Origin of the sequence: Micromonospora sp. DT63, assembly GCF_049841615.1 — a bacterium.
Taxonomy (GTDB): Bacteria; Actinomycetota; Actinomycetes; order Mycobacteriales; family Micromonosporaceae; genus Micromonospora.
In genome coordinates this window covers 32,695-54,552 of record NZ_JBNCKQ010000013.1, presented here as the reverse complement: position 1 = coordinate 54,552, position 21,858 = coordinate 32,695, and the positions used below count along the sequence as shown (strand labels likewise).

The 21,858-nt window shown below is 71.1% G+C and carries 23 protein-coding genes; 14 read left to right on the top strand and 9 right to left on the bottom strand.

Translation table 11 applies throughout. From position 1 onward, the window contains the following. The first annotated feature begins 76 nt into the window (after nt 1-76). From ACLQ27_RS30920 to ACLQ27_RS30910, 3 genes are read left to right on the top strand one after another with little or no spacing between them, the layout of a single operon-like run. Complete coding sequence (locus tag ACLQ27_RS30920) at nt 77-1,363, top strand: sugar ABC transporter substrate-binding protein (RefSeq protein WP_425870056.1); 1,287 nt, start codon at nt 77-79, stop codon at nt 1,361-1,363. After that, the gene (locus ACLQ27_RS30915) at nt 1,360-2,346 is read left to right on the top strand and encodes a carbohydrate ABC transporter permease (RefSeq protein ID WP_234587169.1); all 987 of its coding nucleotides are present in this window, start codon (nt 1,360-1,362) and stop codon (nt 2,344-2,346) included. Before ACLQ27_RS30920 ends, ACLQ27_RS30915 begins: the two co-directional genes overlap by 4 nt. Then, on the top strand, nt 2,343-3,173 hold the full coding sequence (locus tag ACLQ27_RS30910) for a carbohydrate ABC transporter permease (protein ID WP_234587171.1): 831 nt from the start codon (nt 2,343-2,345) through the stop codon (nt 3,171-3,173). The genes ACLQ27_RS30915 and ACLQ27_RS30910 overlap by 4 nt, the downstream gene beginning before the upstream one ends. A gap of 16 nt (nt 3,174-3,189) precedes the next feature. On the opposite strand, the gene ACLQ27_RS30905 is transcribed toward ACLQ27_RS30910, so the two are convergent. Genes ACLQ27_RS30905 through ACLQ27_RS30895 form a run of 3 tightly spaced genes read right to left on the bottom strand, consistent with a single transcriptional unit; the run spans nt 3,190 to nt 5,573 of the window. After that, nucleotides 3,190-3,972, bottom strand: a complete 783-nt coding sequence (locus ACLQ27_RS30905; RefSeq protein ID WP_357498390.1) for a MerR family transcriptional regulator — start codon at nt 3,970-3,972, stop codon at nt 3,190-3,192. A 45-nt stretch (nt 3,973-4,017) separates the two neighbouring features. Further along, a complete protein-coding gene (locus tag ACLQ27_RS30900; RefSeq protein WP_425870053.1) occupies nt 4,018-4,779 on the bottom strand; it encodes an ABC transporter permease in 762 nt (253 codons plus the stop codon). Continuing rightward, nucleotides 4,776-5,573, bottom strand: a complete 798-nt coding sequence (locus ACLQ27_RS30895) for an ABC transporter ATP-binding protein (RefSeq protein WP_425870051.1) — start codon at nt 5,571-5,573, stop codon at nt 4,776-4,778. Before ACLQ27_RS30895 ends, ACLQ27_RS30900 begins: the two co-directional genes overlap by 4 nt. A 72-nt stretch (nt 5,574-5,645) precedes the next feature. On the opposite strand from ACLQ27_RS30895, the gene ACLQ27_RS30890 reads away from it, so the two are divergent. The 6 genes from ACLQ27_RS30890 (at nt 5,646) to ACLQ27_RS30865 (ending at nt 10,406) form a co-directional block, all read left to right on the top strand. After that, complete coding sequence (locus ACLQ27_RS30890) at nt 5,646-6,284, top strand: MOSC domain-containing protein (protein WP_425870049.1); 639 nt, start codon at nt 5,646-5,648, stop codon at nt 6,282-6,284. A gap of 91 nt (nt 6,285-6,375) precedes the next feature. Continuing rightward, nucleotides 6,376-6,972, top strand: coding sequence for a helix-turn-helix domain-containing protein (locus ACLQ27_RS30885; protein ID WP_425870111.1), 597 nt, complete (start codon nt 6,376-6,378; stop codon nt 6,970-6,972). Continuing rightward, nucleotides 6,972-7,343, top strand: a complete 372-nt coding sequence (locus ACLQ27_RS30880; RefSeq protein WP_425870047.1) for a hypothetical protein — start codon at nt 6,972-6,974, stop codon at nt 7,341-7,343. Before ACLQ27_RS30885 ends, ACLQ27_RS30880 begins: the two co-directional genes overlap by 1 nt. Further along, a complete protein-coding gene (locus tag ACLQ27_RS30875) occupies nt 7,340-8,260 on the top strand; it encodes an ABC transporter ATP-binding protein (RefSeq protein WP_357576048.1) in 921 nt (306 codons plus the stop codon). The genes ACLQ27_RS30880 and ACLQ27_RS30875 overlap by 4 nt, the downstream gene beginning before the upstream one ends. Further along, complete coding sequence (locus tag ACLQ27_RS30870) at nt 8,260-9,057, top strand: ABC transporter permease (protein ID WP_425870045.1); 798 nt, start codon at nt 8,260-8,262, stop codon at nt 9,055-9,057. The genes ACLQ27_RS30875 and ACLQ27_RS30870 overlap by 1 nt, the downstream gene beginning before the upstream one ends. Before the next feature lie 155 nt (nt 9,058-9,212). Beyond that, nucleotides 9,213-10,406 carry a low temperature requirement protein A gene (locus tag ACLQ27_RS30865; RefSeq protein WP_425870043.1) on the top strand — a complete coding sequence of 398 codons (1,194 nt, stop codon included), beginning with the start codon at nt 9,213-9,215 and terminating at the stop codon, nt 10,404-10,406. A gap of 29 nt (nt 10,407-10,435) precedes the next feature. Here the strand turns inward: ACLQ27_RS30865 and ACLQ27_RS30860 are convergent, their stop codons facing one another. The 3 genes from ACLQ27_RS30860 to ACLQ27_RS30850 form a co-directional block, all read right to left on the bottom strand. Continuing rightward, entirely contained in the window at nt 10,436-11,638 is a 1,203-nt protein-coding gene (locus ACLQ27_RS30860) for a low temperature requirement protein A (RefSeq protein WP_357498404.1), read from the bottom strand. A 160-nt stretch (nt 11,639-11,798) separates the two neighbouring features. Beyond that, nucleotides 11,799-12,701 (bottom strand): phytanoyl-CoA dioxygenase family protein, encoded by a 903-nt coding sequence (locus ACLQ27_RS30855; protein ID WP_357576050.1) that lies wholly within the window; start codon nt 12,699-12,701, stop codon nt 11,799-11,801. Between the two features lie 221 nt (nt 12,702-12,922). Then, nucleotides 12,923-13,783, bottom strand: coding sequence for a hypothetical protein (locus tag ACLQ27_RS30850; protein WP_357498407.1), 861 nt, complete (start codon nt 13,781-13,783; stop codon nt 12,923-12,925). A 269-nt stretch (nt 13,784-14,052) separates the two neighbouring features. On the opposite strand from ACLQ27_RS30850, the gene ACLQ27_RS30845 reads away from it, so the two are divergent. Further along, nucleotides 14,053-14,817 (top strand): SDR family NAD(P)-dependent oxidoreductase, encoded by a 765-nt coding sequence (locus ACLQ27_RS30845; protein WP_357498409.1) that lies wholly within the window; start codon nt 14,053-14,055, stop codon nt 14,815-14,817. Between the two features lie 51 nt (nt 14,818-14,868). Here ACLQ27_RS30845 and ACLQ27_RS30840 read toward each other — a convergent pair whose 3' ends face one another. After that, nucleotides 14,869-15,678, bottom strand: coding sequence for an enoyl-CoA hydratase-related protein (locus ACLQ27_RS30840; RefSeq protein ID WP_357576051.1), 810 nt, complete (start codon nt 15,676-15,678; stop codon nt 14,869-14,871). Nucleotides 15,679-15,697: 19 nt separating this feature from the next. On the opposite strand from ACLQ27_RS30840, the gene hemW reads away from it, so the two are divergent. Continuing rightward, nucleotides 15,698-16,921: a radical SAM family heme chaperone HemW gene (gene hemW / locus ACLQ27_RS30835; RefSeq protein WP_425870109.1), complete on the top strand. Its 1,224-nt coding sequence runs from the start codon at nt 15,698-15,700 to the stop codon at nt 16,919-16,921. Nucleotides 16,922-17,029: 108 nt separating this feature from the next. On the opposite strand, the gene ACLQ27_RS30830 is transcribed toward hemW, so the two are convergent. Continuing rightward, entirely contained in the window at nt 17,030-17,668 is a 639-nt protein-coding gene (locus ACLQ27_RS30830; RefSeq protein WP_357498411.1) for a DUF4870 domain-containing protein, read from the bottom strand. 225 nt (nt 17,669-17,893) lie between these two features. On the opposite strand from ACLQ27_RS30830, the gene hrcA reads away from it, so the two are divergent. From hrcA to ACLQ27_RS30815, 3 genes are all read left to right on the top strand, one after another. After that, nucleotides 17,894-18,916 carry a heat-inducible transcriptional repressor HrcA gene (gene hrcA, locus ACLQ27_RS30825; protein WP_234587205.1) on the top strand — a complete coding sequence of 341 codons (1,023 nt, stop codon included), beginning with the start codon at nt 17,894-17,896 and terminating at the stop codon, nt 18,914-18,916. A gap of 73 nt (nt 18,917-18,989) precedes the next feature. Continuing rightward, nucleotides 18,990-20,135, top strand: coding sequence for a molecular chaperone DnaJ (gene dnaJ, locus ACLQ27_RS30820; protein WP_172899204.1), 1,146 nt, complete (start codon nt 18,990-18,992; stop codon nt 20,133-20,135). Between the two features lies 1 nt (nt 20,136). Continuing rightward, nucleotides 20,137-20,871, top strand: a complete 735-nt coding sequence (locus ACLQ27_RS30815) for a 16S rRNA (uracil(1498)-N(3))-methyltransferase (RefSeq protein ID WP_357498414.1) — start codon at nt 20,137-20,139, stop codon at nt 20,869-20,871. A gap of 220 nt (nt 20,872-21,091) precedes the next feature. On the opposite strand, the gene ACLQ27_RS30810 is transcribed toward ACLQ27_RS30815, so the two are convergent. Next, nucleotides 21,092-21,853 carry an SDR family NAD(P)-dependent oxidoreductase gene (locus ACLQ27_RS30810; RefSeq protein WP_234587209.1) on the bottom strand — a complete coding sequence of 254 codons (762 nt, stop codon included), beginning with the start codon at nt 21,851-21,853 and terminating at the stop codon, nt 21,092-21,094. Between the last annotated feature and the right edge of the window lie 5 nt (nt 21,854-21,858).

Sequence of the window (21,858 nt, the reverse complement as noted above, 5' to 3'; positions counted from 1 at the left end):
ACTGTCGTAAAGGATTTCTTCGTACTAAGGTGCGGCGGAGAAGGTAAGTTCCAGGCGGCGCGAGGGGAGAAGTGGCGTGAACAGGTGGAAGCGGCTGGCCCCGGTCACCGCCGTGGTGGCCTCGGCCGCGATGGTGCTGACCGGCTGTGGAGGCTCCGACGACAAGGCGGGCGACGACAGCAAGCTCACGGTCTGGATGATGGGCGAGGGCGGCGACGCGCAGAACAAGTTCCTCGACGGCGTCGAGGCGGAGTTCCGCCAGAAGCACCCCGACACCGATGTGGTCGTGCAGTACATCCCCTGGCTGGAGGCGCCCAAGAAGTTCCAGGCCGCGCTCGCCGGTGGTGAGGGACCGGACATCACCGAGCTGGGCAACACCGAGACCCAGGGTTGGGCCGCGCAGGAGGCGCTCGCCGACGTCAGCGGCCGGATGGGCGGCTGGGCCGACGGCAAGGACCTGCTGCCCGACCTGGTCCGCAACGCGCAGCTCGACGGCAAGCAGTACGGCGTCCCCTGGTACGCGGGCGTGCGGGCGATCTACTACCGCACCGACTGGTTCGCCGAGGCCGGTGTCCAGCCGCCGAAGACCTGGGACGACCTGGTCACGGTGGCCAAGGCCGTGCAGGCGAAGAAGCCGGGCACCTACGGCATCGCGCTGCCGGGCAACTCCGAGCTGCCCTTCTACTCCTTCCTCTGGGGCGCGGGCGCGGAGATCGCGACCAACCAGGGCGGCGCCTGGAAGTCCGGCTACACGACGCCGGAGGCGCAGCGGGCCGTCAAGTACTGGACCGACCTCGTGACCGTCCACAAGGTGGCCCCGCCGGCCGCCGCCGGTTGGAACGAGATCGACGCGCGTACCCAGTTCGCCACCGGCAAGGCCGCCATGGCGTTCGCCGGTAGCTGGCAGCAGGGCGCCATCAAGAAGGACAACCCCGAGATCGAGAAGGTCTGGGGTACGTTCCCGATCCCCGGCCCGGACGGCAAGGCAGCGCCCGGCTTCGCCGGTGGTTCGGACGTGGCGATCTGGAAGGACAGCGAGCGCCAGGATCTGGCCTGGGACTACCTGACCGTGCTGCTGAACAAGAAGAACGCGCAGAGCTTCGCGAGCAGCCTCGGCTTCTTCCCGGTCTACAAGGACCTCGTCGCCGGTGACACGTACGCCAACGACAAGGTCATGGCGGCGTTCGCCACCACCATGCAGAACACCAAGCTCACGCCGCTCACCCCGAAGTGGGTGGAGGTCAGCCGGACGAAGACGGTGACCCAGGCGATGAACAGCTCGGTCATGAAGGGTCAGAAGACGGTCGAGAAGGCTACCGCTGACGCGGCCGGTGAGATGGAAAGCATCCTCAACTCCAAGTGACCACGCTGACCGAGGTGCCGGAGACGTCCGCCGCGCGGGAGACCCCCGCGCGGCGGCGTCGCCCGGTGGACCGCCTGCCCTACCTGCTGCTCCTGCCCGCACTCGTCATCATCGGGGTGCTGCTGCTCTGGCCGCTCGGCCAGGTGGTGGCGATGTCCTTCTACCGGCTCAACAGCGTCCGGCAGTTGCGCGGCGACCGGGAGTGGCCGTGGGTGGGGCTCGGCAACTACACCGACATCCTCTCCGACCCGTTCTTCTTGACGGTGCTGCGCAACACGGTGCTGTTCGCCGCGGCGAACGTGCTGCTCACGATGGTGCTCGGCACTCTGGTCGGGCTGCTGCTCAACCGGCTCGGCCGCAAAATGGCCACCTTCGTGGCCAGTTGCGTGATGCTCGCCTGGGCCACCCCGGCGCTGACCGGCACGATCGTCTGGAAGTGGATCTTCGACGACACCAGTGGCCTGGTCACCTGGCTGTTCAACGCGTTGCCGGACGGGTTCTCCCAGGCGCTGTTCGGCCGCAGCGACTGGACCGGCTACGGCTGGTTCAACTCGCCGCTGCTCTTCTTCGCCATCCTCACCCTGGTGGTGGTCTGGCACTCGTTCCCGTTCATCGCGGTGAGCGTGCTCGCCGGCCTGAAGAGCGTGCCGAGTGAGCTGCACGAGGCGGCCCGGGTGGACGGCGCCAGCCCGTGGCGGGTCTTCTGGAAGATCACGTTCCCGCTGTTGCGGCCGGTCTTCGGAATCCTGATCGTGCTCTCCACCATCTGGGACTTCAAGGTCTTCACCCAGCAGTTCGTCCTGGCCGGCGGCACCCAGGACCGGCCGACGTTCATGCTCTCCATCTACTCGTACGCCGAAGCCTTCTCCCCGCCGCCGAAGTACGGCCTCGGCGCGGCGATCGCGGTGATCCTCACGCTGATCCTGCTCGTGGTGACCGGCTTCTACGTACGGATGGTGCTCAGGCAGGAGGACGAGTCGTGAAGAAGGTGGCCCTCAACGCGGCCGGGCTGCTGGTCGCGCTCTTCGCGGCGTTCCCGGTCTACTGGATGATCTCGACCTCGTTGAAGCCGAGCAGCGAGATCTTCTCGTCCACCCCGCAGCCGGTGCCGGCCCACCCGACGCTGGCGCACTACCGGGAGATCCTGACCGGCAACCTGATCCCCGGCGTCAGCTTCCTGGACTTCTTCGTCAACAGCGCGATCGTCGCCGTGTCCACTGTGGTGCTCAGCGGCCTGGTCGCCCTGCTCGCCGCGACGGCGGTGGCCCGGTTCCGCTTCAAACTGCGGACCAGCTTCCTGATCATGCTGCTCGTGGTGCAGATGATCCCGCTGGAGGCGCTGGTCATCCCGCTGTTCCTGATGATCCAGCGGCTCGGGCTCTACAACACCCTGCCCAGCCTGATCCTCACGTACCTCGGCTTCTCGCTGCCGTTCGCGGTCTGGATGCTGCGCGGGTTCGTCGCCGCCGTGCCCAAGGAGTTGGAGGAGGCGGCGGCGATCGACGGCGCGAGCCGGGCCCAGACGTTCCGGCGGGTGCTGTTCCCGCTGGTCGCGCCCGGCCTGGTCGCCACCAGCATCTTCTCCTTCATCACCGCGTGGAACGAGCTGATCTTCGCGTTGACGTTCATCAACGACCAGGGCCGCTACACGCTGCCGGTGGCGATGACGTTCTTCTTCGGCCGCGACGACACCAACTGGGGGCCGGTCATGGCCGCCTCCACCCTGTTCACCCTGCCGGTCATCATCTTCTTCCTGCTGGTGCAGCGACGGATGGTCTCCGGCCTCGTGGCCGGCGCCGTCAAGGGCTGACCGCGCCGGCCGGCGGTCATTTGCGGGGCGGCTCGGCGAGCCGCTCCATCCGGTTCCAACCGGACCAACCCCGCTCGCGCATCAGCTCCCGCAGCCGCTGCGCCCGCGGGTCCGCCTCGTCGGCGAGGGCGTCGATCAGGTCGTGCGGAATGTCGTCGTCGGCCTCCTCGGCGTGCAGGAAATCGCCGGCGGCGTACGCCTGCTCCGCCAGGCAGGCCATGATGTCGGCGGCCTCGGCCAGCCGCGGGTCGTCCTGCTCGTCACCGTCGAAGATCTCCGAGAGCACCCGGTAGAGCCGGACGACCTGCGGATCATCGAGAGCGGCGCTCTTGCCGGGCATCCACTCGACGATGCGGTCGGGCCAGCGCGCCGCCACCAGGATCCACCCGTCGCGTTCGGCCTCCACCATCCGCTGTGACGCCCCGATGGCCCGGAGCCGGTCGAGATAGGCGGCGACCTCCGGTGGGAGCGCCAGGCTGTCCCCGGCGGTGAGCTGCGCGATGTGTGTGCGGCTGGTCTGCAGCCGCTCGATCTCGTCGCGCAGGTTGCCGTCGATGGTCCGGATCGCTTCGGCGAAGGCTGACGGGTCGGCGTCGAGCATCCGACTGATCTGCGACAGCGGCACGCCGGCGTCGGCGAGGGTGCGGATCTTGATGAGGGACACGACAGCCGTCGCGCCGTAGCGCCGGTAGCCCGATGCGTCCCGCTCCGGCTCGGGCAGCAGTCCGATCTGGTGGTAGTGCCGCACCGCCCGCACCGTGACGCCGGCGTACGCCGCGAGTTGACTGATCGTCAGCATGCTCTGATCCTGCTCTCACTCACCTTGTCCGGTACGCCAGCCAGCTCAGGAGATCCTGCGACGGTAGGTGACGTTGGCGAACAGGTAGGCGAGGACGAGGATGCCGACGCACCAGGCGAGGGCGATCCAGATGTCCGTGCCGACCGGCTGTTGGCTGAACAGGTCCCGGATCGCGTTGACGATGGAGGTCACCGGCTGGTGCTCGGCGAAGGCGCGCACCGGGCCGGGCATGGACCCGGTGGGCACGAAGGCGGAGCTGACGAACGGCAGGAAGATGAGCGGATAGGAGAACGCGCTCGCGCCGTCCACCGTCTTCGCGGTGAGGCCGGGGATCACGGCGATCCAGGTCAGCGCCAGGGTGAACAGGACCAGGATGCCGGCGACCGCGAGCCACTGCGACACCCCCGCCCCCGTCCGGAAGCCCATGATCAGGGCGACGCCGACGACGACGACGAGCGAGATCAGGTTGGCGACCAGTGAGGTCAGGACGTGCGCCCACAGCACGGATGACCGGGCGACCGGCATGGACTGGAACCGTTCGAAGATGCCGCCCTTCATGTCCAGGAAGAGCCGGAAGGCGGTGTAGGAGATGCCCGAGGCGATCGTGATGACCAGGATGCCGGGCAGCAGGTACTTCACGTACGAGTCGGACCCGGTCTCGATCGCGCCGCCGAAGACGTAGACGAACAGCAGCATGAAGGCGATCGGCATGATCGCGGTGGTGATGATGGTGTCCGGGCTGCGGGCGATGTGGCGCAGCGAGCGTCCGAGGAGAACGGCGGTGTCGCCGACGAAATGCCTGTTCATCGTTGTTCCTTGTGGGTTCGGGCGCCGACGAGGGTGAGGAAGACGTCCTCCAGGCTCGGCTGCTTCTCGACGTACTCGATCGTCGCGGGTGGGAGGAGCTGCTTGAGCTCGTCGAGGGTGCCGTTCACGATGATCCGGCCGTCGTGCAGGATCGCGATCCGGTCGGCCAGGTGCTCCGCCTCGTCGAGGTACTGGGTGGTGAGCAGGACTGTCGTACCCGCCTCGGCCAGATCCTTGACGGCCTGCCACACCTCGATGCGTGCCTCCGGGTCCAGCCCGGTCGTCGGCTCGTCGAGGAAGATCACCGGTGGGTTGCCGATGAGGCTCATCGCGATGTCCAGCCGGCGGCGCATGCCACCGGAGTACGTCGCCACCCTCCGGGTGCCCGCCTCGGTCAACGAGAAGCGCCGCAGCAGGTCGTCCGCGATGGCGCCCGGGTCCTTGAGGTGCCTGAGCCGGGCGACCAGGACGAGGTTCTCCCGTCCGGTGAGGATCTCGTCGACCGCCGCGAACTGCCCGGTGAGACTGATCGACTCGCGCACCTCGGCGGCCTGCGTCGCGACGTCGAAACCGTTGACCCGGGCGGTTCCCCCGTCGGCCTTGAGCAGCGTGGACAGGATCTTCACCACAGTGGTCTTGCCTGCCCCGTTGGAGCCGAGCAGGGCGAAGATGCTGCCGCGCGCGACGTCGATGTCCACGCCGCGCAGCACCTTCAGTTGCTTGAACGATTTCTCCAGGCCCTGCACGTGTATCACGGTCTGCTCGACCTGGTCGGTTGTTGGCGGGATGCTCATGGCAGTCAGCATGGAGGGTTGACGCAGCGTCAAGGTCAAGCCCGGACCGCGGATTCACCTAGGCTGTCCGCCATGACGGGCAGGGTGGCAGCGGTGAATCTCGGCATCGTGACCGAGGCGGCGTGGGCGGGCGACGCGAGCGGTCGCAGCGGCATCGACAAGCGATCGGTCGACGGGCCGGTGGCGGTGCTCGCCGGCGGCCTGGCCGGTGACTTCATCGGCGAGCGGTCCGTGCACGGCGGGCCGGACAAGGCCGTCTACGCGTACGCCGAGGAGGACGCCGCGTGGTGGTCGGCCGAGATCGGCCGGTCGATCCGCTCGGGGGGCTTCGGGGAGAACCTGACCACGTACGCCGTCGACGTGACCGGCGCGGTCATCGGCGAACAGTGGGCGGTGGGCACGGCGTTGCTCCAGGTGACGATGCCGCGTACCCCCTGCACGACGTTCGCGGGCTTCTGGGGCGTGCCCGACCTGATCCGGCGCTTCACCGTGCGGGCCTCCCCGGGGGCGTACCTGCGGGTGTTGCGCGAGGGCGAGGTGGGTGCCGGCGACCCGGTCGAGGTGGTGGAGCGGCCCGCGCACGGGGTGACCATCGGCGAGGTGTTCCGGGCGACCAGCCTGGAGCCGGAGCTGTTGCCCCGCCTGCTCGACGCGGACGACCTGCCGGAGCCGATCCGGGACAAGGTCCGCCGCCGTCTCGCCGCCCGTTAGCCGACGTCGGGGGGCGCGAGCGCCCAGCCGTTCGTTGTGGAACACGGTCTTCCATTCTCATTATCGAGAGTGATACCGTTCGGTCGTGGAGATGTCGAGAGAGCGCTGGGCGGACCTGGCGCTGCATCCGGTGCGGATCCGGATCCTGCGTGCGGTCGCGGGCACACGCCTGACCACACAAGGGCTGCTTGAGCTGCTGCCCGATGTCCCGCAGGCCACGATGTACCGGCACCTGGCGATCCTGGTCAAGGCAGGGCTGGTCGAGGTGGTTGACGAACGCAGGGTTCGCGGCACCGTCGAGCGGGTGTACGCGTTGCCCGCGCACGGCGCGACGCTCGACCCGGCGGCCCTCGCCACGGCTACGCGGGAGGACCATGCGCGGTACTTCACGGCGTTCATGTCGAGCCTACTGTCGGAGTTCTCCCGCTATCTCGCCCGGGAGCGGATCGACTTCACCGCCGACGGTGTGGGCTATCAGCAACTCGTGCTGCACCTGACCGACGCCGAACTGGGCGAGTTCGCCGCCGGTCTCACCGCACTGGTGGGCCCGCTGCTCGGCAACCAGCCCGGCGGTGAACGGATACCGCGACTGTTGGCGACAGTTCTGCTGCCCACCGATCTGCCGACGACCGACAGGCGTGCGCCTGCGCCGACGGACGACTCCGACACGACGAAAGGGGATGACTGATGGCATCGGTCATGGTGACCAACGAAGTGATCGACATTCGGTTCACCGGATGGGAGCGGGTCTGGGTCGGGCGGGAGCAGTTCGCACTGCCCCTCACCGCGGTGCGGCACGTCGCCCTGGTGGACAACCCGCTCCGTCTGGCCCGTGGCGCCCGCCGGGGATACGTGGTGTCTGGCTTCGCCAAGATCGGAGTATGGGGCCTGTACGGCGGTCCTCGGCAGCTCGTGGCGGCCCGCCGTGCGGAACCGGGGCTGCACCTCGTTCTGGACCGGGCGTCGGCAGGCGGCGAGTTCGACGAGGTAGTGCTCTCCAGCCCGGCCGCGCCAGGCCTCGTGGAGACGATCACGCGTGCCATGGCGGCCCGCGCGTGACCGGCGACCACCTCGCGATCGAGGTGTCGTGCCTGACAAAGCGCTACGGTGACGTGACCGCCGTGCATGATCTGAGCTTCACCGTGCAGCCCGGTGTCGTCACCGGATTCCTCGGCCCGAACGGCGCCGGCAAGACCACCACGATGCGCATGATGACCGGGCTGGTGTCGCCGACCAGTGGCACCGCCACGATCGGGGGCCTGCCGTACGGCCAACTGGCCCGGCCCTCGCGCACTGTCGGCGCCGTGTTCGACGCCAACGCGTTCCACCCTGGACACACCGCCCGCGACCACCTGCGCGTCTACGCCGCGATGGGCGGATATCCGGACAGCCGGGTCACCACCCTGCTCGACCTGCTCGGCCTCGCCGAGGCCGCGCACCGTCGCACCCGAGGATTCTCCACGGGCATGCGGCAGCGGCTCAACCTCGCCACGGCGTTGCTCGGCGATCCCCGCGTACTGCTGTTGGACGAGCCCGGCAACGGCCTGGACCCGGAAGGCGTGTCGTGGCTGCGCGGCTTTCTGCGTCAGTTCGCCGACGAGGGCCGCACCGTCCTGATCTCCAGCCACGCGCTCGGCGAGATCCAGCAGCTCGTGGATGACGTCGTGGTGATCCGGCGTGGCGAACTCGTCGCCGCCGGGCCCTGTTCCCGGCTCGCCGGCCCGCCAGCGGTGCTGGTCACCTCACCCGACGCGGACGCGCTCGCTGCCGTTCTGACGGCCGACCCCCCCAACGGCGGCACGGCACCGCACGTCGAAGCCGTCCGGCCCGATCGGCTGCGGGTGCGAGGGCTGGACGCGCCGAGCATCGCCGATCTCGCCGCCGCCCACCACGTTCGGGTGCACGAGCTGGTCGTCGAGACTCCCAGTCTCGAAGAACTCTTCCTCCACCTCACCACGGACAAGGCGGTCAGCTGATGAACCACCTGATCAGAGCGGAGTTCCGCCGGCTGCTGGCCACCCGCATGTGGGGCGGCCTGCTGCTCGCCGCAGCTGTGCTGGGCGGGGGCATGTTCGGGGCCATGGCGCTGGCGGGACCGGAGAACTTCGATCCACCGATGCCCGGTCTGGACACCGAGGCCGGCCTCCGCGCGATCCTCGGCATTCTCGGCTACACCGCGTTCGTGCCGGCCGCCGCCGGGGCCCTGGCGGTCACCTCCGAGTACCGACACCGCACCGCCGCGGTCACCTTTCTCTTCGCTCCGCGCCGTGGGCGGGTGCTCGCCGCCAAACTCGCCACGTACGCGGCCGTTGGCCTCGCGTACGGGCTCGTTCTCGCGGGCACCGCCGCGGTGGCGCTGTTCGCTGTCGCCGCCGCCCGCGATGTCCCACTCGGTCTGCCAGCCTCCACGGTGCTGGCGCTGCTCGGCCGTATCGCCGTCGCGATGGTGGTCTACCTGCTCCTCGGGGCCGGGATGGGCGCTCTCATCCACCACCAGGTCGCGGCGCTGTGCGTCGTGATCGGCTATCTGTACGTGGGGGAGCCGGTGCTGATGATGATCCCGGGACTCAACACGCTCTACCCGATCCTGCCCGGCGGAGCCACCGCCGCGCTGACCGATTTCACCTACGTCGCCGACGCCATCTCCACGGAACTCGGCAGCGGCACCGTCAACCTGCTCCCACCGGCGGCCGGCGCTCTCCTGCTCACCGCGTACGCGGTGGCCGCCTCGGCGATCGCCCTGTTGCTGCCCCTGCGTCGAGACGTCACGTGACCGGCTGAAGGCGCGGGGCTGACCGCGTTGCCGAGGCGACACGCCAGCGTTGGGGGTGGCGAGCGGCCGGTAAGAACCGGATGACGGGGTTGGACGCGAGCGGTTGCCCGTATCGTCCCCCTTGAGGGCATGCGGTGGAGGCCGGGTGAAGCGCGATGTCGATGGCCACGGACGGCGGCGCCACGGCAGCGGCACCCGATCCGGCGCTGGAGCGTCCGGCGTTCCTGGAGCTCTTCTTCGACCTCGTCTACGTCTTCGCGCTGGTCACCTTGGCGACCATCCTGGCCAACGACCTGACCTGGACCGGCGTCGCCAAGGTGCTGGTGCTGCTGCTCGCGTTCGCGATGGTCTGGGCGCTGAGCGTGTGGACCGCGGACACCATCGACCTGACCAGTCCATCCGGGCAGGGGCATCTCACCTCGGTGGCGGCGGCCAGCCTGCTGTTGGCGGCGGTCGCGGCCGAGGCGTACGGCGATCGCGCGCTGCTCTTCGCGATCACCTTCGTGTTCATTCCCCTCAGCACCACCGCCTACTACGCAGTTGTCGTCTCGAAGGGCCGGCCCCTGCGGCGGTCGACCATCCGGATCCAGACCTGGAAGTGCGTCACCGGCGTCGGCTGGATCGCCGGAGCGCTCGTCGGCGGCTCGGGCCAGTTGTCGATCTGGGCGCTCGCGATCATCGTCGAGTACGTCGGGGCGGTGTGCGGCTGGCCGCTGCCCCGGATCGGCCGCTCACGACCGGGGGACTGGCGGCTGGTCCACGCGCGGGTGGCCGAGCGCTACCGGCAGTTCGTCATCATCGCGCTCGGGGTGTCGATCTTCGTGACCGGGACGACCTTCAGCCGGAGCGATTACACGCTGGAGAGGGCCTGGGCTCTGCTCGTGGTGTTCAGCACTGTGGTGCTGATGTGGCGGATCTACATCTACCGCGCCGGTGAGCTGCTGACCGACGCGATCGTCAGGTCGACCGACCCGGCGTTGCTCACCCAGTCCGCCGCGATCACCCATCTGATCATGGTGGCCGGCATCGCCGGGGCGGCGGTCACCAGCGACCTCGTGGTGAATCGACCGTTGGGCGAGACCCCGCCGTCGTGGGCCGCGGTCATCCTCGGCAGCCCCGCGTTGTACCTGATCGGCCGGGGCCTGCTCGACTTCACCGTGTTCGGACGCATCTCGCGGTCCCGGCTGGCCGGCGTGGTGCTGCTGGGGTGCCTGGCGCCGGCCACGCCCGTGCTTCCGCCGATCCTTGTCGCGCTGCTCGCCATGATCGTGCTGGCCCTGATCGCCGTGGCGAACCTGGCCAGCACCCGACGACACACGCGTACGCCGGCGCCGCCGATGCTGGGGTGAGACTCCGCGCGGCGGGTGGGGGCGACCCCTCACCGGGCCGGCGCGGTGACCTCGGCCCGCCTGCGACGGGCGGCCAGCCCTTCCCCGGCCAGGGTGAGCAGCAGGACCAGGTTCGCCACCACCAGAACGGTCAACGGCGGCAGACGGAACGTGCCGGGCGCGACAAGCGCGCACAGCAGCACGACCGCCAGCAGCACGATCGCCAGCACCCGGGACCAGAGAATCCGCGCCGTCACCACGGCGTCGAACAGCACGCTGCCGAACAGGAACAGCACCGGTCCGCCGAGGATGGCAACCATCACATCCACCGGGGTGTGACCGGACGGCCGAGCAATGACCATCGAGGTGCCGGTCGAGACCAGCACCACCCCGGCCACCATCACCAGATGGGTGTACGAGGTGGAGGTGCCGGAGCGGACCCGCTCCACAGTCGTGACGCTCGGTGGGGCCAGGATCCGCTGGACGCGCTGGAAGTAGAGCTGGAACAGCAGGACCGCGCTGACGAACGCGACCGCGCTGGCGGTCACCTGACCGGCGGTGAACCCGCTGCCGGCCAGCCCCGTGCCGGTGCTCAGGATCAACTCGCCGAGCGCGACGATGAAGATCGCCCGGTGCCGCTCGGAGAGGTGCACCCCGGTGAAGATCTGGCTGGCCAGCTCGGTGCGGCCCAGCCCCGGCGTCGGCCAGCCGAACCGTGCCGAGCCGAGATCGACCGCCACCGCGAGCGACCAGAGCACCAGTCGAGCCGTCTCGTCGACGAACACCCCGGCAACCCAGGGCGTCACGGTGATGCCGAACCAGAAGAAGACCCGGATGCTCCGGGCCTGGATCGGACGATTGACGCGGGTGCCGGGGATCAGGACGGCGTCACGGATCAGGTGGATGCCGAAGTACGCCGCGACGAAGAGCCACCCGTACCGGCCGAAGGCGTACGGGGTCGCGATCGCCATCAGCAGGGTGCCGAGCATGACCAGCAGGACTGTCGCCTGGATGATCGGCAGTCGGGGGTTGAACAGGTCGGTGAGCCACGCCGTGAGCACCCAGACCCACCAGGCGGCCAGCAGCAGGACGGCGGTCTGCGCCGCGTTCCGCACGGTGAGGCTCTCGCCCAGACTGGCGGAGAGCCGCGAGAGCAGGAAGATGTAGACCAGGTCGAAGAAGAGTTCCAGGAAGGTCGGATATTCCGGCTCGCCGCGCCGGCGGAGGATCCGGGGGAGCGGGGCGGACGTCATCGCGGCTGCCTCCTGTGCCACCCCGCGCCCCGGGCAGGCGCTGCGCCCCGGCTCTGCCTACCCGTCACGCTACCGACAGTGCGGCAGCCGGTGGACCGGAAGCGGATACGGAACGGCCCCCCGCCAACGGTGGCGGGGGGCCGTTTTCAGCCGCAGGTGATCAGCGCAGCCAGGGGATGTTGCGGTCCAGCAGGCCGCGCTCCTTGAGCTCCTTGCGCAGCGGGATCTCGTCGTCGACGTACCCGTCCCAGTTGATGCCCCAGTAGTTGGCGGTGTGGGTGCCCTCGCCGATCAGCTGGCGCTGCACGGGCGTGCGGTTGCGGTACCACTCGCCGTTCAGGTCGGGGTGCAGCTCGTCGAGCGGCCGGATCCACCGGTAGGTGTAGCCGACGAAGAGCATCTTGCGGGTGATCGTCGACAGGTTCGTCGAGCGCGAGTGCCACTGCCGGCGGTCGAAGATGAACGCGTCGCCCGGGTTGGCGGTGATCTCCACCGTGCCCTCCGGGTCGGGGTTGTGCACGCTGAGGTCCTTCGGCCGGGGCAGCGAGTTCCACAGGTGGCTGCCCGGGATGACCTTGGTGGCGCCGCGGCCGGTCTCGGAGAGGTCCGAGAGCACGTACGCCACCTTCAGCGAGAACATCGGCCGGGGCAGGTTCGGGTCCATCGTCTCCGGGTCGGAGTTCTGCCGGTACCCGTCCTGGTGCCAGCCCCAGTAGGGCTTCTCCGGCTCGGCGGCCGGCGGGGTGACGTCCAGGTGGTTGTGGTGGGTGTAGATGTTCCAGCCGGCCAGCCCCCACATGTACGGGAAGGCGATCGGGTGGGTGAGCAGCTCGCCGAAGAGCTCGTCACGCTCCAGGAAGCCCAGCAGGTGCAGCGTGCCGTCCTTCTTGGTGTTGCCCTTGGCCTGCTCCTCCGCGTAGACGCGGTCGACAGCCGCCTCCAGCGCCGCCCGGTGGTCCTCCGTCAGGACGTTGCGCAGCAGGAGGAACCCCTGCTCGTGGAACTCCTTGCGGTCAGTGTCGCTGATCGGTTCGTAGCCGGTCCGGTCGCCGTAATCGAACACCGCGTCGTACCCCTCCCCATGAGGTGAAACCATTTCTGGCACAGGCCGCCGATCGTAACGCGAGTGCCTATGCGGTGGGAGGGCGAGCGGTGCAGGTGCGGCTCCGGGTCGGACCGCACGCAGCGGTACGGGTGCGTAGAGTCACATTCACCTGATGGCCGGCTGGTTCTGCGGGCTTATGTCCGATTGTGCGGTCACTGCCGGTTAAGAGATCCGGGTCGTCAGCCTTCGGCGAAGACCTCGGCCACCACCCGATCCGCCGGGCCCTGCCCGCCGGTTACCCGGCCCCAGGTGCCGTTGCGGGCGGTCCATTCCAGGTCACCGAAGCGGACCCGCTTCACCCCGTGGTCCTGGGCGTGCGAGACCAGCCAGTGCGCGTACCGCCACCCGTCGCGCTGGTCGTCGGCAGTCACCGCCAGGCCGGTCTGGCTGGCCGGGTCGGCGCCCGACACCCCCCAGTCCAGCACCAGGTTGCGGGTCAGCTGGGCGGCCGCCGCCGCGCCGTGCATCACCGGGGTACGCCCCACAGTGCAGGCCACCGCGCCGGTGACATCGCCGAGCAGGGCCCTGCTGAGCACCTCGGAGTCGTCGGCCCACTTCTGGTACGCCTCGGGAAACGCCGAGCGCTGCACCCGCTGGGCGGCATCGGTGACCCGCATCTTCTCCCAGCCGCGCACCTTCTTCAGCGCCGCGTAGAACCTGTTGGCCGCGTAGCGGGGGTCGCGGATCTGCGCCGACGTGCCCCAGCCCTGACTCGGGCGTTGCTGGAACAGGCCTACCGAGTCCCGGTCGCCGTCGGCGAGGTTGCGCAGACCCGACTCCTGGTAGGCGGTGGCCAGCGCGATCACCACGGCCCGCTCCGGCATCCCGCGCTGGGCGCCGATCGCCGCGATGGTCGCCGCGTTGGCCATCTGCTCGACGTCCAGCGCGACCCGGCCGTCGGCCTGGACCGTGCAGGTGCGCCCCGCCAGCGGCAGCCGCAGTTGATCCCCGACCTGCCGGACGACGAGCCAGATCGCGATCACGGCGACGAGGATGAGCACCACTCCACCCGCCACGGCTGCCCGAGTTCGCACCCACACCCCCTGAACGACAGTTCGACAAGCGTACGTCCCCGTCGGCGTCGTCCGGGTCGTCCGACCGGTTCGGGGTCCGCGCTGCCGCCGCGTACCCGATCGGGACGTTCCCGCTCCGGGGCCGAACTCACCTGCCGCGCCGACCGGGCTCGGGGCTGTCTGCCGGATCACCCGACCGCGGACGCCGGGAAGCGATTGACCGGCTCAGGGACTTGAGCGATTGACACGTCAATCAGGGGCCGCGAAACGGCCCCGACCAGGCAAGGAGGAGTCCGATGGGCACGCTGGACGGCAAGGTCGTACTCATCACCGGCACCGGCGGCGGTCTGGGCCGCGTCGCCGCGCTGACCTTCGCCCGGGAGGGCGCCAAGGTCGTCGGGGCCGACATCCAGATCGACGGCAACAACGAGACCGTCGACCTCGTCCGGGCGGCCGGTGGGGAGATGACGAGCATCGCTCCGGTCGACCTGACCGACCCGGAACAGGCCCGCAAACTCGTCGAGGACGCCGTAGCCGTCCACGGGGGGCTCGACGTGGTCTACAACAACGCCGCCGCGCTGCGGTTCGGCCCGATGCCGGACTTCTCGGTCGAGGACTGGCGCTACACCATCGCCGGAGAACTCGACATCCCGTACCTCGTGTCGAAGTTCGCCTGGCCGCACCTGGTCCGGCGCGGCGGTGGCGTCATCATCAACGCCGCCTCGATGGCCGGCATGATCGCCGGTCAGGTCCCCCCGATGGTGGGCCACACCGCCGCGAACGCCGGCGTCATCGGGCTGACGCGGCAGCTCGCGCTCGAAGGCGCACCCCATGGCATCCGCGCGGTGGCCGTCAGCCCCGGCCCGATCCTCACCCCCGCCAGTGAGCGGGACCTCGGTGACAACCAGGCGGCCCGGGACGCCATCACGGCCAAGACGCTCCTGAAGCGCTTCGCCCGTCCGGAGGAGGTCGCCGAGCTGGTGGTCTTCCTCGCGTCCGACCGGGCGTCGTACATCACCGGGGCCAACTACCCCGTCGACGGCGGCGCGACCGCCTGGTGACCCGACCGGACGGACGCCGGGGCGCCACCGGGCGACGGTGGCGTCCCGGCCCTACCCGGCATGATCAGCGGAACCGCCGTCCAGAACGGCCGCCCATCGAGCCAATCTCTTTTCCCGGAAGGCCAGGACGCCCTCGCGCCCCTCGTCGGAGAGGAAGTACCCGGTCGAGAGGGCGGACAGCCGCGCCAGATCCGCCCGCAGCTCGGCGGTGCCCGGCCGGCGCAGCAGCTCCTTCGCGCCGGCCAGCGCGCCGGGTGCCCCGCGCACCAGCGAGTCGCAGTAGCGCCGTACCGCGTCGTCCAGCCCGTCCGCCGGCACGGAGGCCGTGACCAGGCCGATCTCGGCGGCCCGTCGGCCGTCGAAGGTGTCGCCGGTCAGGTACAGCTCGGCGGCGGCACGCGGGTGCAGGCGGGGCAGCACGGTCGCCGAGATCACCGCCGGGATCACCCCGATCCGCACCTCGGTGAAGGCGAACGTCGCCTCGTCGGCGCAGACCGCCAGGTCGGCGGCCGCGATCAGGCCCAGCCCTCCGGCCCGGGCCGGCCCGGCGACCCGCGCGAGCACCGGCTTCGGGCAGTCCCAGAGCGCCGCCAGCACATCGCCCAGCATCCCGGCCGGCACCGTTCCGCTGGCGTACGCCGCGGCGGTCTCCTTCAGGTCCGCGCCCGCGCAGAACACCGGGCCCGTGTGGTCCAGCACGATCACCCGGACCGCGTCGTCGGCCACCGCCTCGGCAAGCCCGGCCAGCAACTGGGTCATCAGGGCGGTGGAGAGCGCATTGCGGTTGTGGGGGCTGTCCAGGGTGAGGGTGGTCACCCCACGGGCCGTGGCGACCCGCACGAGGACGTCGGGAGAGGTCATGCCGGGCACACTAGTGGCCATGCCCGGCGTCCTTCCAGATGGTGAGACCGTCCCCGTCGACGGATCGCTGCCCGCCACCGCCACCTCGGCGGTCGGCGCGCGCGGCTTCGGCGTGTACGTCCACGTTCCGTTCTGCGCCAGCCGCTGCGGCTACTGCGACTTCAACACCTACACGGCAGCCGAGCTGGGCGGGGGCGCCAGCCGGGAGGCGTACGCCGACACCGTGCTGGCCGAGCTGGCGCTCGCCGCCCGCGTGCTCGGCGACAGCCCGCCGCCGCGGGTCGACACGGTATTCGTCGGCGGCGGCACCCCCACCCTGCTCCCCGCCGACGACCTGGCCCGCATCCTCGACGGCATCGACCGCACCTGGGGGCTCGCCGCCGACGTCGAGGTGACCACCGAGGCCAACCCGGAGTCGGTCACCCCGGAGTCGTTGCGGCGGCTGCGGGCGGCCGGCTACACCCGGATCTCGCTGGGCATGCAGTCCGCCTCCCCGGGGGTGCTGGCGATCCTGGACCGCACACACAGCGCCGGTCGGGCCACCGCCGCCGCCCTGGAGGCGCGCGACGCCGGGTTCGAGCACGTCAACCTGGACCTGATCTACGGCACGCCGGGCGAGCGGCCCGAGGACTTCGCCGCCACGCTGGAGCAGGTGGTCGCCGCCGGGGTGGACCACGTCAGCGCGTACGCCCTGATCGTGGAGGACGGCACCCGGCTCGCCGCCCGGATGCGGCGCGGCGAGCTGGCGTACCCCAGTGACGACGTGGCCGCGGACCGCTACCTGGCCGCGGAGGCCGCCCTCGACGCGGCCGGCCTGTCCTGGTACGAGGTGTCCAACTGGGCGCGCACCGACGACGCCCGGTGCCGGCACAACCTGCTCTACTGGACCGGCGCGGACTGGTGGGGGCTCGGCCCCGGGGCGCACAGCCACGTCGGCGGGGTGCGCTGGTGGAACGTGAAGCACCCCACGACGTACGCCCAGCGGTTGGCCTCCGGCGCGTCCCCCGGCCTGGCCCGTGAGGTGCTCACTGTCGACGAGGCCCACATGGAGGACGTGATGCTCCGGCTGCGGCTCTCCAGCGGGCTGCCGCTGGCAGTGCTCGACGCGGCCGGCCGGGCCGGCGCCGAGCGGGCCCTCGCCGACGGTCTGCTGGTCGCCGGGGACTACGCCGCCGGCCGGGCGGTGCTCACCCTGCGCGGGCGGCTGCTCGCCGACGCGGTCGTCCGCGACCTGCTGCCCTGACCCGGGACGCGCCGCCCCGGCCGGCGGTGCGACAGTCGCCGCTCACCCCACACCCCTGCCGGCGGGCGGGCGGTGCGCCGGACCGGCCGGGGGAGCGGCCGGCCCGGATCACTTGACGAGGTTGGCCGAGAGTGGGTAGCGGTAGAGGCTGCCCTCGTTGGCCTTGATGCCGGCGAGGATGCCGAACACGGCACCGAGGATGACGGCCGCGCCGACGCCGATGAAGCCGATCAGGATGCACGAGAGCACCCAGCCGACCAGGCCGACGATCGACCAGATGAGCTGGAAGTTGAGCGCGGCGACGGCGTGCGCCCGGACCGTCGGGGACTGGGTGCCCCGGGCCAGCATCGCCACCAGCGGGGCGATCCAGCCGAGCACGCCCGCACTGACGATCATCCCGGCCGCGCCGCCGAAGTGCGCGACCAGCGCCCAGGTCTTGTCCTCGTTGTTGGCGTAGCCGCCGCCGGGGCCGCCGTAGGCGCCGCCGGTCGGATAGCCGCCAGTCGGGCCGCCCGGGGGATAACCGCCCGGCGGGGGGTAGCCACCTGGCGGAGGGTAGCCACCCGACGGCGGCTGGTCACCGGTGGGCGGCGGATAGCCACCGGCCGGGGGATACCCGGCCGGGTCGGGTGCCCCCGACAGTGGTGCGGTGGGCGGCTCGGCCGCGTAGGGCGAGCCCGGGGGAGTCGGCTCCGGCGGGTAACTGCCGGGGTCTCCCGCGCCGGGAGGGCGAGGTGGTTCAGTCATGACTGTCACGGTAGGTGTCGGCGGCAACGTCGCACCAGAGCGACACCGCCCGGTCGCGTGGGCCGATCGGCCCGCTCGGGGTGGCGCGGGCCGCACCGACGGCCTGTCGTTGATCATCGCGTCGGCGGGGGCGCCGACGTAGACTGGCACTCGTTACAGTCGAGTGCCAGGACGGCCGACGGCCCGGGTGGGCTGCCGGCCGACGTGCGACAGGAGGTGCGGAGGATGGGTCTGGACGACCGCAAGCTCGCCGTGCTCCGCGCCATCGTCGAGGACTACGTCTCCACCCAGGAGCCGGTCGGCAGCAAGGCGCTTGTCGAGCGCCACCAGCTCGGGGTCTCCCCGGCGACGGTCCGCAACGACATGGCCGTGCTGGAGGAGGAGGGCTACATCCGGCAGCCGCACACCAGTGCCGGCCGGGTGCCCACCGACCGCGGCTACCGCCTGTTCGTCGACCGGCTGTCCCGGGTCAAGCCGCTCAGTCCGGCCGAACGCCGGGCCATCGAGCGTTTCCTCGTCGGCGCGGTCGATCTCGACGACGTGGTGCACCGCACCGTACGCCTGCTCGCCCAGCTCACCCGGCAGGTCGCCGTCGTGCAGTACCCGAGCCTGGCCCGCTCCTCGGTGCGCCACCTGGAGCTGGTGCCGATCTCCACCACCCGGCTGATGCTCGTCATGATCGCCGACACCGGGCGGGTCGAGCAGCGGCTGGTGGAGCTGCCCGCGCCGGTGCCCGCCGACGACGTCACCGACCTGCGCCGGCTCGCCAACGAGAAGCTCGCCGGCGCCCGCCTGTCCGACACCCCGCCGCTGGTGCAGGCGCTGGTCGAGGAGGTGCCGTCGGAGCTGCGCGGCGCGATGACCACCCTCTCCACGGTCCTGCTGGAGACGCTCGTCGAGCGGCACGAGGAACGCATCGCCCTGGCCGGCACCGCCAACCTCACCCGGGGCGGCCTGCTCGACTTCCAGGGTTCGCTGCGGCCCATCCTGGAGGCGCTGGAGGAGGAGGTCGTACTGCTCAAGCTCATCGGCGAGACCGAGCCCAGCACGACCCGGGTCCTGATCGGCGACGAGAACGAGTTCGACAACCTGCGCGCCGCCTCGGTGGTCAGCACCGGGTACGGCCCGGGGGCCACCATCGTGGGCGGCCTCGGCGTGTTGGGGCCCACCCGCATGGACTACCCCGGCACCATCGCCACGGTGCGCGCCGTGGCACGCTACGTGGGCGAGCTGCTGGCCCAGAACTGACCAGTCAGGGCCGACGGCCGGCTGCGGCCGCCGGTCGGCGTAACGCGAGACGAACATGAGGACACGGAACGCAGTGGCCAGGGACTACTACGGCATCCTCGGTGTCAGCCGGGAAGCCTCCGATGACGAGATCAAGCGCGCCTACCGCAAGCTGGCACGCCAGTTCCACCCGGACGTCAATCCGGACCCGGAGGCCCAGGAGAAGTTCAAGGACATCAACGCCGCGTACGAGGTCCTCTCGGACGACCGCAAGCGGCAGATCGTCGACCTGGGTGGCGACCCGCTCGCCCCGGGAGGCGGCGGCGCGGGCGGTCCGGGTGGCCCCGGCGGGGCCGGCCCGTTCGTCGGCTTCCAGGACATCATGGACGCGTTCTTCGGCGGCGCGGCAGGTGGCGCCCGTGGCCCACGGCCGCGGACCCGGCCGGGCGCCGACGCGATCCTGCGCCTCGAACTCGACCTGCACGAGACGGCGTTCGGCGTCGAGGCCCCGATCACCGTCGACACCGCGGTGCTCTGCACCACCTGCTCGGGCGCCGGCACGGCAGCCGGCACCCACCTGGCCACCTGCGAGGCGTGCGGCGGCCGGGGCGAGGTGCAGTCGGTGCAGCGCACCTTCCTCGGCCAGGTGGTCTCCGCCCGGCCGTGCACCGTCTGCCAGGGCTACGGCACGACCATCCCGCACCCCTGCCCCACCTGCGCCGGCGACGGCCGGGTGCGCACCCGCCGCTCGCTCACCGTCAAGATCCCGGCCGGTGTCGAGGACGGCATGCGGATCCGGCTGGCCCAGCAGGGCGAGGTCGGCCCGGGTGGCGGCACCGCCGGCGACCTCTACGTGGAGATCCACGAGCGGCCGCACGACGTCTACTCCCGCAAGGGCGACGACCTGCACTGCCGCGTCACCGTGCCGATGACGGCCGCCGCGCTGGGCACCCGGCTCACCATCAAGACGCTGGACAGCGAGGAGACCGTCGACGTCAAGGCCGGCACCCAGCCGGCCAGCACGCTGCGGCTGCGCGCCCGGGGCGTACCGCACCTGCGCGGCACCGGCCGGGGCGACCTCTACGTGCACCTCGACGTCCGGACGCCCACCAAGCTCGACCCCGACCAGGAGAAGATGCTGCGCGACTTCGCCAAGACCCGGGGCGAGGAGGTCGCCGAGCTGACCAAGCAGGGCGGCTTCTTCTCCCGGATGCGCGACGCGTTCAACGGCCACGCCTGACGTGTCCGCGCCGCTCTTCCTGGTCGACGCGCTGCCCACCGGCGACGCGCTGACCCTCGACGGGCCCGAGGGGCACCACGCCGCCACCGTGCAGCGGTTGCGCGTCGGCGAGGAGCTGCTGCTCGCCGACGGGCGGGGTGGCACGGCCGCCGCAGTGGTCACCGCCGTCGGCAGGGGCAGCCTGGAGGTCAGCGTCACCAACCGGGAGTACGCGGACGCGCCCGTACCCCGGATCGTCACCGTGCAGGGCATCGCCAAGGGTGACCGGGGCGAGCTGGCCGTGCAGGCGATGACCGAAGTCGGGGTGGACGAGATCGTGCCCTGGGCGGCGTCGCGCTCGGTGGTCCAGTGGCGCGGCGACCGGGGCGTACGGGCGCGGCAGAAGTGGGTCGCCACGGCTCGCGAGGCGGCGAAGCAGGCCCGCCGGCCCTGGCTGCCGGTGGTGGCCGGTGCGCCCGACGAGTCGACCGCGACCGTCGCCCGCCGGATCGCCGGCGCCGCCGCCGGGTTCGTCCTGCACGAGGAGGCGCAGGAGCGGCTCACCACCGCCGACCTGCCGACCGGCGGTGAGATCGTCCTGGTCGTCGGCCCCGAGGGCGGCATCGCCCCGGCCGAGTTGACCGCCTTCCGCGAGGCCGGCGGCCGGCCGGTCCGACTCGGACCAGCCGTGCTGCGCACCTCGACGGCCGGGGTCGCGGCGCTCGCCGTGCTCGCCACCCGCCTCGGCCGCTGGTAGCCCACCCCCCTCGGCCGTTGGTAGCCCGCCGCTCGCCGTAGCCCCGTCAGGTGCGACAGGGGCGAGCCGGGCCGTGCCAGGCGGTCGCTGTCGGCTGCGGTCGAGCCGCACCCCCGGTTGAACCTGATGCCTGTGAGTCATCTTGATGACTCACAGGCATCACGCCCGTTGTAGCCCGCGCTGCCCGTTGTTGCCCGCGCTGCCCGTGCTGCCCGCGCGGTCAGCTGCGCAGGTAGGAGGCGCCGTTGAGGTCGACGATGGTGCCCGACGCCCACTCCGCCTCGGGTGAGGCCAGCCAGTGCACGGCGGCGGCGATCTCCTCCGGCCGGGCCACCCGGTCGAACGGGCTCTGCGCCCGGATGGCCGCGCCCCGCTCACCGCGCAGGTGCTCGGTCGTCATGTCCGTCGCCACGAAGCCCGGCGCGACGGTGGCCACCGTGATGCCGTACGGCGCGAGCGCCACGGCGAGGGACTGCCCCAACGCGTTCAGCCCCGCCTTGCTGGCGCCGTACGCCGGCTGGTCCGGCTCACCCCGAAACGCGCCCCGGGACGACACGTTGACGATCCGGCCGCCGCGCTCGCGCAGGTGCTGGGCGGCGCACCAGATGACGTTGCCGGCCCCGGTCAGGTTGGTCTCCAGCACCTGCCGCCAGCGCTGCTGCCACTCGTCGTACGACGTGCCGAAGATCGGGTGCGGGACGTCCCGGTCGCCGTACGTCCCGGCGTTGTTGACCAGCACGTCCAGCCCGCCGAGCAGTTCGGCGGCCCGGTCGACCATGGCCCGGACCGCGTCCGGGTCGGTGAGGTCCGCGCGGACCACCACGTGTCCCGAGCCGGGCAGCCCCGCGCGCAGCTTCTCGGCCGCGTCGCCGGAGTCGCGATGGTGGATGGCCACCCGGTCGCCGCTGGCGGCGAACGCCTCCACCACCGCGCGGCCGATGCCACGCGAGGAGCCGGTCACCAGTACCGCCCGATCCGTCATGCCGG

What these genes read in the sequence shown, in the direction of transcription:
- ACLQ27_RS30905 (WP_357498390.1), bottom strand. Translation starts at nt 3,972, where the DNA reads ATGCTGACGATCAGTCAACTCGCGGCGTACGCCGGCGTCACGGTGCGG.
- ACLQ27_RS30900 (WP_425870053.1), bottom strand. Translation starts at nt 4,779, where the DNA reads ATGAACAGGCATTTCGTCGGCGACACCGCCGTTCTCCTCGGACGCTCG.
- ACLQ27_RS30895 (WP_425870051.1), bottom strand. Translation starts at nt 5,573, where the DNA reads ATGAGCATCCCGCCAACAACCGACCAGGTCGAGCAGACCGTGATACAC.
- ACLQ27_RS30890 (WP_425870049.1), top strand. Translation starts at nt 5,646, where the DNA reads ATGACGGGCAGGGTGGCAGCGGTGAATCTCGGCATCGTGACCGAGGCG.
- ACLQ27_RS30885 (WP_425870111.1), top strand. Translation starts at nt 6,376, where the DNA reads ATGTCGAGAGAGCGCTGGGCGGACCTGGCGCTGCATCCGGTGCGGATC.
- ACLQ27_RS30880 (WP_425870047.1), top strand. Translation starts at nt 6,972, where the DNA reads ATGGCATCGGTCATGGTGACCAACGAAGTGATCGACATTCGGTTCACC.
- ACLQ27_RS30870 (WP_425870045.1), top strand. Translation starts at nt 8,260, where the DNA reads ATGAACCACCTGATCAGAGCGGAGTTCCGCCGGCTGCTGGCCACCCGC.
- ACLQ27_RS30865 (WP_425870043.1), top strand. Translation starts at nt 9,213, where the DNA reads ATGTCGATGGCCACGGACGGCGGCGCCACGGCAGCGGCACCCGATCCG.
- ACLQ27_RS30860 (WP_357498404.1), bottom strand. Translation starts at nt 11,638, where the DNA reads ATGACGTCCGCCCCGCTCCCCCGGATCCTCCGCCGGCGCGGCGAGCCG.
- ACLQ27_RS30845 (WP_357498409.1), top strand. Translation starts at nt 14,053, where the DNA reads ATGGGCACGCTGGACGGCAAGGTCGTACTCATCACCGGCACCGGCGGC.
- ACLQ27_RS30840 (WP_357576051.1), bottom strand. Translation starts at nt 15,678, where the DNA reads ATGACCTCTCCCGACGTCCTCGTGCGGGTCGCCACGGCCCGTGGGGTG.
- hemW (WP_425870109.1), top strand. Translation starts at nt 15,698, where the DNA reads ATGCCCGGCGTCCTTCCAGATGGTGAGACCGTCCCCGTCGACGGATCG.
- ACLQ27_RS30830 (WP_357498411.1), bottom strand. Translation starts at nt 17,668, where the DNA reads ATGACTGAACCACCTCGCCCTCCCGGCGCGGGAGACCCCGGCAGTTAC.
- hrcA (WP_234587205.1), top strand. Translation starts at nt 17,894, where the DNA reads ATGGGTCTGGACGACCGCAAGCTCGCCGTGCTCCGCGCCATCGTCGAG.
- ACLQ27_RS30810 (WP_234587209.1), bottom strand. Translation starts at nt 21,853, where the DNA reads ATGACGGATCGGGCGGTACTGGTGACCGGCTCCTCGCGTGGCATCGGC.